The following is an 8,996-nucleotide window of genomic DNA, read 5'->3' as shown; positions in this document are numbered from 1 at the left end:
GTTTCCCAAGTGGAAAGTATTAAAATGATTGCCAAAAAACTGAGGGAATATCAGCCTGAATTTATAGTTTTGGATCCGGTGATGGTTTCTAAAACAGGATATACTCTTTTAAATCCAGAAGCGGCAGCTACTCTTATTAAAGAACTTTTACCTTTAGCTACAATAATAACACCTAATTTATATGAGGCGGAAATAATTAGTGATTTAAAAATTGAATCTTTAACAGCTATGGAAAAAGCGGCGAAAATGATTTATGAAATGGGACCACAAGCTGTTTTGGTGAAAGGGGGGCATTTAAAAGGAGAGCCTTTAGATGTTTTATTTACGAAAGCTAATTTTACTTATTATAAATCTCGTAGGATTGTCACTCGAAATACTCATGGTACCGGTTGTACGCTTTCAGCGGCCATTGCGGCCAATCTCGCTTTGGGTTTTAAGTTGGAACAGGCTGTAGAAAAAGCCAAGGCATATATTACTACAGCCATAAAATATTCCTTGGATCTTGGAGAAGGGGTTGGTCCGACTAACCATTTTTATGATTTATATCGAAAGGTAGGGATTAAATTTGGAAACAACTAAATTACTAAAAAACGCAGCAACACTTGTTGCACTGATTAGGGAAAAAACACCTTTAATACATCATTTAACTAATTATGTTACGGTTAATGATTGTGCTAATATTGTTTTAGCTTGTGGTGGATCACCAATCATGGCCGATGAAATTAATGAAGTAGAAGAAGTAATTGCCTTGGCTTCGGCAGTGATTTTAAATATTGGTACTTTAAATCAGCGTACTTTAGAATCAATGTTAGCTGCTGGTAAAAAAGCAAATGAATTAGGTGTACCGGTTATTTTAGATCCTGCAGGGGCAGGAGCGACGACTTTTCGTACAGATAGCTGTCATCTTTTACTGGAGAATGTTGATTTGGCGGTAATTAGGGGTAATGCTTCGGAGATAAAGGCTGTGGGGGGTTTAGAAGCAACTACTTTAGGGGTAGATGTGGCCCCAGAGGATCTTTTGAGTGAAGCCAATTTGGCTTCTGGGAAAACAATTGTGCAAAGTTTAGCTCATAAATTTAATTGTGTGGTGGCTATGACCGGGGAAGTTGATTTAATTTCCCATGGTAAAAAAACTTATGCTTTAAATAATGGGCATCCTTGGTTGGCTGGAATTACTGGTACAGGGTGTATGTGTTCTTCTTTAATTGGTACTTATAGTGGTATAACTACTAATTATTTAGAGGCAGCTTTAGCAGGTGTCATGGTTTTAAGTATTGCGGGAGAAATTGCGGCCGAAGAAATTAAAGCAGGTATGGCTACTTTTCGTACAAAATTAATTGATCAGGTCTCTCTTTTAGAGCCACAAGTTTTGTTGGAAAGGGGAAAAATTCGTGAATTATAAGTCCTTGGTAGATTATTCCTTGTACTTGGTAACAGAACGAAGTTTTTTAAAACATTTAACTTTAAAAGAGGCACTTAGACAGGCTCTACAAGGTGGAGTTACTTTAGTGCAATTGCGTGAAAAAGAAATGGATACCCGGCAATTTTATGATTTGGCAGTAGAAATAAAAAAATGCACAGATAGTTTTCAGGTGCCTTTAATTATTAATGATCGTGCTGATTTAGTTTTAGCAGTCGGGGCAGCAGGTCTGCATGTGGGACAAAGTGATCTCCCGGTAAAAATCGCTCGGCAAATTTTGGGGAAAGATAAAATAATAGGGGCTTCGGTGACTAGTGTCACTGAAGCCGTGGAAGCTGAAGCCGCAGGTGCGGATTATTTAGGAGCAGGAGCGATTTTTCCCACGGGGACAAAAAAAGAGGCAGTGGCTATTGGAGTATCCCAATTGCGAAAAATTAAACAAGCTGTTAAAATACCAGTAATAGCGATTGGTGGTATTAATTTGCAGAGTTTGGCTTTATTAAAAGGAACAAATATTGATGGTATTGCGGTAATTTCCGCTTTGCTAAAAAGTAAAGAAATTGAAAAAACAGCTAGAGAATTCAAGGAGAATATTCAAAGGGGGATTTTTTTTAATGAAGTGTAGAGTAATTAATAATTGGCAGGTAAAAGGGATTATATTTGATTTGGATGGAGTTTTAATTGATTCGGTAGGGGTTTGGGAAAAGGTTGATCGGGATTTTTTAACTAAAAGGGATATTCCTGTACCAGAAAATTTGGCTGAAGAAATTAAAAGTTTACATTTTCGAGATGTGGCTATTTATTTTCAGGAAAATTTTCAGATTCCAGAATCTATCGAAGAAATCATGGCAGAATGGAATGAAATGGTTTATGATGAATATGCACGAAAAATTACCTTGAAGCCTGGGGTTAAAAATTATTTAAATTATTTAAAATCTCGAGACTTAAAAATTGGTTTAGCTACTAGTAATAATAGAAATTTAACCAAGGCAGTTTTAAAAAATAATGGTATTAAAGATAATTTTGAGGTGATCACCACTGGAGAGGATGTGGAAAGAGACAAAAACTTCCCTGATATTTATTTGCAATGTGCCCAGGAATTAGAAATAGAACCAGAGGAATGTATTGTTTTTGAAGATATTTTGGCTGGTGTTTTAAGTGCTAAAATGGCCGGTATGAGAGTAGTGGGAGTTTATGATCAGCACTCCCGTAATGAGTGGACGGAAATAAAAGAAAATGCGGATTTATGGATTAAAAATTTTTCAGAATTAATTATTCGAGAATATGAGGCTCCTGCTTTATAGATAGGGGGGGGAATTTTGAACTTTTTGTCCGCTATTTTAGCAGTGGACGAAAAAATAGTTATTCGTACAAAAATACACTGGTTTATTTTTTTTCGTCCTTTAGCTGCAGGTTTGTTTTCTCTAATTGCCCTAAGTTTAGGTGAAACTTATTTGTTTTTGGCGGTGATAATTTTATTTTGGGCTTTTTTTTGGCTGCTTAAAGCCCTTTTTTATTATTTAACTGCAGAATTGATTTTAACTAATCAAAGAGTATTACTGATTTTTAGATTTTTTAACAGATTAAGTGCTGAGCTGTTTTTTTCGGAAATTAAGGAAGTTAAAGTTGAACAAGAGGCAATGGGCAGAATTTTGGATTTTGGTACAATTAGAATTATCCAAAATGTGGGTAAGGAAAAAGTGTGGGCGGAATTTAAAAAACCTGCCGAATTCAGCAAGTATCTGCAAAAACAACTTTCTAAAATGTAAAAAAGGGTGGACCCCAGAGGAGTACACCCTTTTCTTTAATTACTACGAACTACATTTTCCGCTTGAGGACCGCGATCACCTTCGACTACGTCGAAAGTAACTACTTCACCTTCATCAAGGGTTTTGAAACCATCGCCTTGAATAGCCGAAAAGTGAACAAATACGTCTTCGCCTTCATCGGTTTCGATGAAACCAAATCCTTTTTCGGCATTAAACCATTTTACTCTACCTTGCATTTTTAAACCTCCTTTTCCCTTAAACTGATCAAAAAGTTCAGTCGATACCCTTTGACCAATACTGAAAAAAAGAGGTCAAAACAGGTGAATCTTTGAAACTCTTGAACACGTGCTGATTATCTTAACATAGTTTCCCGAAAAAGTAAAGTTTAGAAAATAATCTCTCGGTAAAGCTAAAAAGGGTGAGGTTTATGTGTAAAAGGATTAGGTTATTAATTTGGTTAATAACAGGTTTACTTTTTTTAGTTTCAGGGAAATTATTTTATCTGCAGATAATCATGGGAAAAGATTTAGCGGAAAAAGCAGTGATTTTACATAGTCGTATTTTTGAAGCTGAGGAACATTATCGTGGAGAAATTCTTGACCATAATTTGATTTCTTTAACAGATAGTGGTTTAAGACCCTGTTTAATGGTTTTTCCGGAAGATTGTTTGGTTCATTGTGCTGAACTAGCGGAATTACTCGGTCTAGTGGTTCAAGAATGTGAAAAACAGTTAAAAGCTAAACAGGAGCCTTTTCTGCTAAAAATTAATTTAAGTAAGGAGGAAGTGAAAAAATTACGGGAGGTGAATTTTCCAGGTACAGCTATTGTTTTGGTAAAGACACGTTATGGGCCACATAGTCTAGCTAAACACTTGATTGGTTATTTAAATAGTATTAATACTGCACAATGGGAGGAATTAACGCGAAATGGTAAAACTATTGATATGAACAATTTTTGGCCAGGGGCTTATCGCCGAACAGATAAAATCGGTGTGGCTGGATTAGAAAAGGAGTATGAAGAAATTTTAAGAGGGGCCCGGCCCGAAAAAAAGTTAAAGGGGTTAACAGATGCTCGCGGACAACTTTTGGAGGGATTAGGCTACAAATTTAAGGATGAAGTAGTTGATAGTTGGCGGAATCATTTAATCTTAACTATTGATCATTTTTGTCAAGAATGTGTAGAAAAAATTATGGACGAAAAAATTGAAAAAGGTGCGGTTGTGGTAATAGATATACCAAGTGGTGACCTTCTGGCACTGGCGAGTCGTCCGGATTTTGACCAAAATAATATTGTTCAATATTTGGATGAGGAAGAAGTTTTTTTAGAACGTACTAGACGCAGAGCCTTTTATCCTGGTTCGGTATTTAAAACAGTGGTTGCTGCGGGTGTTTTAGAGGAAAATTTAGTTGAGCCAGCAGAAAAGTTTGTCTGCACAGGTAGTTATTTGTTTAGTGATCAGACCGAAATTAATTGTTTGAGTAAACATGGTTCTTTGGATTTACGGCAGGCTTTGATTAAATCATGTAATAGTATTTTTGTGCAGTTGGGTTTAAGATTAGGTGCCGATAAACTTATGTTTTATGCGAATAATTTGGGCTTTGAAATTGATTTAGGTGATAGTATTCCACCAGCACTTTTGGGTAATGCTTCCTTAGGTCAGGAAGGTGTTTTGGTAAGTCCTTTGCAGATAGCTAATTTATATGCCACAATAGCAAGAGGTGGATTATATAAACCTTGTCGTTTAGTAGCGGAAATTCGTAATTATCAAGGTGATCTAATTCAGGATTTTCCTACAGCTTTACCCAGACGAGTTTTAAAAACTAGTACTTGTCAAATTTTAAAAGAGGCACTTAGCGAAGTTTGTCGTTCTGGAACAGGCCAATTAGCTTGGGTGGGGGAAGAAGGGACTGCTGGTAAAACCGGTACAGCTCAAGTTAATGAACAAGGGAAAGTAATTGCCTGGTTTGCCGGTTTTACTCCGGTGGAGGAACCGCGTTTAGCTATTGTGGTCATGGTGGAAGAAAAAAAAGTTGTACAAGGTTCCCTAAGGGGAGGGGAAGTGGCTGCTCCCCTTTTTCGAGAAATTGCCGCAGCAATTTGTCAATAAATAGTGAGATTTAAAATTTAGAGTTTAATTAAAAGTTAAGATGGTGTAAAATAGTGTTATTGATTTGTAATTGGTGCAGAGGGGGGAAAGAAAATGAACACAGCTACCTTTAAGGGTGGTCTTAATCTACCTGGGTATAAAGAAAATACCGAGCGGTTGGCTATAGTTCCCGCTTCTATTCCGGAATTAGTATATTTACCATTAGTTCAGCACATTGGTGCACCTTGTTCGCCATTGGTCAAAATAGGTGATCAGGTTAAAAAAGGAGAAAAAATAGCCGCCGGACAGGGATTTGTAACTGCTCCTATTCATGCTAGTGTTAGTGGTAAAATAAAGGCAATTGAAAAAATGGGTCATCCCGGCGGAAATTTCGTGACTAGTATTATTATAGAAAATGATGGCCGTGAGGAATGGGCTGCGACCGTAAAACCTCGAGCTCATCCCGGAGATTTAAGTGGTGAAGAAATTAGAAAGATTGTTTGGGAGGCGGGAATTGTGGGGTTGGGTGGGGCGGCTTTCCCCACACATGTGAAATATGCTCCAGTAGAAGGAAAAAAAGCAGATTATATTATTCTAAATGGTGCTGAATGTGAACCTTATCTTACAGCCGATCATCGTTTAATGCTGGAACAGGCGGAACGTATTATTACTGGTTTACGCTATATTCTAAAAGCAACTGATTGCCAGCAGGGAATTATTGCTGTAGAAGAAAATAAATTAGATGTTATTAAACATTTACAGGAAATATTAATTAATGATAAACAAATTCGAGTTCAGCCTTTACGGGTTAAATATCCACAAGGTTCGGAAAAGCATCTTATTTATGCTTGTACACAAAGAGAAGTTCCCGTGGGGGGATTGCCCCTTGATGTAGGTGTAATTGTCAATAATGTGGGTACAGCCTTTGCTGTCGCTCAGGCTGTAGAAGAAGGTAAACCACTCATTGAACGTGTTGTTACGGTAAATGGTACTGGTATTAAAAAACCGGCTAATTATTTAGTAAGAATTGGCACACTGTTTAGTCACCTGATTGAGGAAAGTGGTGGTTATCAAGGTGAAACTGAAAAAATCATTGCTGGTGGTTTAATGATGGGGAAAACAGTCTTTACGGCAGATATACCAGTAGTTAAAGGTACTTCCGGAATTGTGGTTTTAGCCCACACGGCAGGGACAGTGAAAAAAGAAACTAGTTGTGTACGCTGTGCCAAATGTATTGAGGCTTGTCCTTTATTTTTAGAACCAACTACTTTGGTACGTCTGGCTAAACGTGGTTTTTGGGAGCAGGCCGAAAAAAATAATGTCTTAAGTTGTATTGAATGTGGTTCTTGTGCTTATGTTTGTCCAGCACATATCCCCTTAGTACAATATATTCAACGGGCTAAACAGGCTATTGCTTTAGCTAAAAAGGGGGGAGGTAAAAAGAAATGAGTAAATTAACTATTTCTACAGCACCACATTTTCATAGTGGTAATACCGTTTCCGCGGCAATGCGGGATGTGCTTTTGGCCCTTTCTCCTGCATTAGTGGCTGCAATTTATTTTTTCGGATTTGGGGCAATAAAAGTTATCTTCACCTGTATTATTGTGGCCATGTTTAGTGAGTTTTTAGCTCAAAAAATTAGGGGACAAGCAATTACTTTAAATGATTATAGTGCGGTGGTGACTGGTTTATTATTGGCTTTTTGTTTACCAGCAGGCTTACCCTGCTGGATGGCGGCTATAGGAGCGTTTATAGCGATTATTGTGGGCAAGCAATTATTTGGCGGTTTGGGTAATAATTTGTTTAATCCGGCTTTGGTCGGTAGAGCGGTATTATTAGCTTCTTGGCCAGCAGCTATGACTAAGTGGATTAAACCATTTGATGGTCTAACAACTGCTACCCCTTTGGGAATGTTAAAGGCCGGTCATTCAGATTTACCTTCATTGAAACAACTTTTTATAGGTAATGTAGGGGGAAGTTTGGGTGAAACCTGTGCATTAGCCCTACTTTTAGGTGCTGTTTATTTATTTTATAAAGGTCAGATCAATTGGCGAATTCCATTTTCTTATTTGGGTACTGTCTTTGTTTTGACAGCTATTTGGGGTTGGACACAAGGGAATAGTTGGGAGTACCCTATTTATCATCTACTAAGTGGGGGGTTAATTTTGGGGGCCTTTTTTATGGCTACTGATTGGGTAACAAGTCCCATTACCCCCAAGGGAAAATTGGTTTTCGGGATTGGCTGTGGACTTTTGACTGTATTGATTAGGCTGCAAGGTGGTTATCCAGAGGGGGTTTGTTATTCGATTTTGTTAATGAATATGGCTACACCCTTGATAGATCGCTATACTAAAAGGCGTGTTTTTGGAGGTGTTGGCAGAAGTGCGTAAATCATTGAAATTAGGTCTCTTTTTATGCTTGGTGGCTGCTATTGCCGGTTTGGCTATTGCCTATGTGCATCAATTTACACAACCTTTAATTGACCAACAACTCCTAGAAGAAAAGCTGAGAAGTTTTCGGGAGGTCTTTAGTCAGGCCGAAGAAATTATTGACGAAACTGAAAAATATTTACCGGAAGATCCGGTAATTGCGGAAGTTAACACAGTTTATCAGCAGGATAAATTGGTGGGTGTAATTTATACGGTGGAACCTGTTGGTTATAATGGACGAATTCAATTATTGGCTGGTTTTGAAATTACTACTCCCAAAATTACAGCCATTAAAATTTTACAACAGTCCGAAACCCCGGGCTTGGGAGATCAAGTGCAAAAAAGTTTCTTTACGGATCGTTTTCGAAATAAAGGCATTTCCCAGGATTTACAGGTTGTAAATCGTGAGCCCTTGCAGGATAATCAAATCTTGGCGATTACTTCGGCAACTATTTCATCACAGGCTGTTACTGATGGGGTAAATGCTGCCCGGCGGCATTTTAAGGCTCATTTTTGTAGTGAGGAGGGGAATATAAATGGGTAAAGAATTTACTAAAGGAATTATCAGTGAAAACCCTCTTTTTCGTTTGGCTTTGGGGATGTGTCCGGCTTTAGCGATTACAACTTCTGTTGATAATGCGGTAGGTATGGGGATCGCTTTTACTAGTGTACTTTTGGCTTCTAATATTGTGATTTCATTATTGCGTAAACTAATTCCGGATAGTATTCGGATTCCTTGTTATATAGTAATTATTGCTTCATTTGTTACTTTAACAGAAATGATTTTACAAGCTTATTTACCGGATTTATTTGCTAGTTTGGGTATTTTCATTCCTTTGATTGTAGTTAATTGTATTATTTTAGGACGGGCCGAGGCTTTTGCCAGTAAAAACCCGTTATTTCCTTCTATTTTAGATGGTTTGGGAATGGGTTTAGGTTATACTTTGGCTTTGGTAGTTGTAGCTGCATGTAGGGAAGTTTTGGGTGCCGGAACTTTTATGGGTTATCCTGTAATGCCAGGTTCTACTACTGCGGCTTTAATTATGATTTTGCCTCCAGGTGCTTTTTTAACTTTAGGTAGTATTTTAGGTTTTTTAAATTGCTTACAAAATAGGAAAGTGAAAAAAAATCATAAAATAAGAGTGGATCGAGAAATGGCACAGGAAGTCAGTGGTCATTGAGAAAGGAGGATTAAAAAATGCGGGAAATGATTTTAATTATTATTAGTGCAGTTTTAATTAATAACATAATTTTATCGCAGTTTTTGGGTGTTTGTCCTTTTTTGGGTGTTT

At 37.5% G+C, this 8,996-nt stretch carries 12 protein-coding genes; 11 read left to right on the top strand and 1 reads right to left on the bottom strand.

The window, feature by feature from the left end; translation table 11 throughout:
• From thiD to GX687_03855, 5 genes are all read left to right on the top strand, one after another.
• On the top strand, window positions 1-579 hold a 579-nt coding region (gene thiD, locus GX687_03875; protein HHX96584.1), incomplete at its 5' end, for a bifunctional hydroxymethylpyrimidine kinase/phosphomethylpyrimidine kinase.
• Window positions 566-1,402 (top strand): hydroxyethylthiazole kinase, encoded by an 837-nt coding sequence (thiM, locus tag GX687_03870; GenBank protein ID HHX96583.1) that lies wholly within the window; start codon window positions 566-568, stop codon window positions 1,400-1,402. The genes thiD and thiM, both read left to right, overlap by 14 nt.
• The gene (locus GX687_03865; protein ID HHX96582.1) at window positions 1,392-2,045 is read left to right on the top strand and encodes a thiamine phosphate synthase; all 654 of its coding nucleotides are present in this window, start codon (window positions 1,392-1,394) and stop codon (window positions 2,043-2,045) included. The genes thiM and GX687_03865 overlap by 11 nt, the downstream gene beginning before the upstream one ends.
• Window positions 2,035-2,724, top strand: coding sequence for an HAD family phosphatase (locus GX687_03860; GenBank protein ID HHX96581.1), 690 nt, complete (start codon window positions 2,035-2,037; stop codon window positions 2,722-2,724). The genes GX687_03865 and GX687_03860 overlap by 11 nt, the downstream gene beginning before the upstream one ends.
• 15 nt (window positions 2,725-2,739) lie before the next feature.
• The gene (locus GX687_03855; GenBank protein HHX96580.1) at window positions 2,740-3,189 is read left to right on the top strand and encodes a PH domain-containing protein; all 450 of its coding nucleotides are present in this window, start codon (window positions 2,740-2,742) and stop codon (window positions 3,187-3,189) included.
• Window positions 3,190-3,224: 35 nt separating this feature from the next.
• Here the strand turns inward: GX687_03855 and GX687_03850 are convergent, their stop codons facing one another.
• Window positions 3,225-3,425 carry a cold shock domain-containing protein gene (locus tag GX687_03850; protein HHX96579.1) on the bottom strand — a complete coding sequence of 67 codons (201 nt, stop codon included), beginning with the start codon at window positions 3,423-3,425 and terminating at the stop codon, window positions 3,225-3,227.
• A 191-nt stretch (window positions 3,426-3,616) separates the two neighbouring features.
• Between GX687_03850 and GX687_03845 the strand changes: the two genes are divergently transcribed.
• The 6 genes from GX687_03845 to GX687_03820 form a co-directional block, all read left to right on the top strand.
• Window positions 3,617-5,296, top strand: coding sequence for a hypothetical protein (locus GX687_03845; protein HHX96578.1), 1,680 nt, complete (start codon window positions 3,617-3,619; stop codon window positions 5,294-5,296).
• A 93-nt stretch (window positions 5,297-5,389) separates the two neighbouring features.
• Entirely contained in the window at window positions 5,390-6,724 is a 1,335-nt protein-coding gene (rsxC, locus tag GX687_03840; protein HHX96577.1) for an electron transport complex subunit RsxC, read from the top strand.
• Window positions 6,721-7,665 (top strand): RnfABCDGE type electron transport complex subunit D, encoded by a 945-nt coding sequence (locus tag GX687_03835; GenBank protein ID HHX96576.1) that lies wholly within the window; start codon window positions 6,721-6,723, stop codon window positions 7,663-7,665. The genes rsxC and GX687_03835 overlap by 4 nt, the downstream gene beginning before the upstream one ends.
• Window positions 7,658-8,248: an RnfABCDGE type electron transport complex subunit G gene (locus GX687_03830; protein ID HHX96575.1), complete on the top strand. Its 591-nt coding sequence runs from the start codon at window positions 7,658-7,660 to the stop codon at window positions 8,246-8,248. Before GX687_03835 ends, GX687_03830 begins: the two co-directional genes overlap by 8 nt.
• Window positions 8,241-8,885: an electron transport complex subunit E gene (locus GX687_03825; protein ID HHX96574.1), complete on the top strand. Its 645-nt coding sequence runs from the start codon at window positions 8,241-8,243 to the stop codon at window positions 8,883-8,885. Before GX687_03830 ends, GX687_03825 begins: the two co-directional genes overlap by 8 nt.
• Window positions 8,886-8,902: 17 nt before the next feature.
• Window positions 8,903-8,996 (top strand): electron transport complex subunit RsxA (locus GX687_03820; GenBank protein ID HHX96573.1); only part of this gene is annotated, 94 nt, incomplete at its 3' end.

The sequence above is a fragment of the Clostridia bacterium genome (assembly GCA_012841935.1).
GTDB lineage: Bacteria > Bacillota > Peptococcia > DRI-13 > DTU073 > DUTS01.
This window is presented reverse-complemented; position numbering and strand designations above follow the sequence as displayed.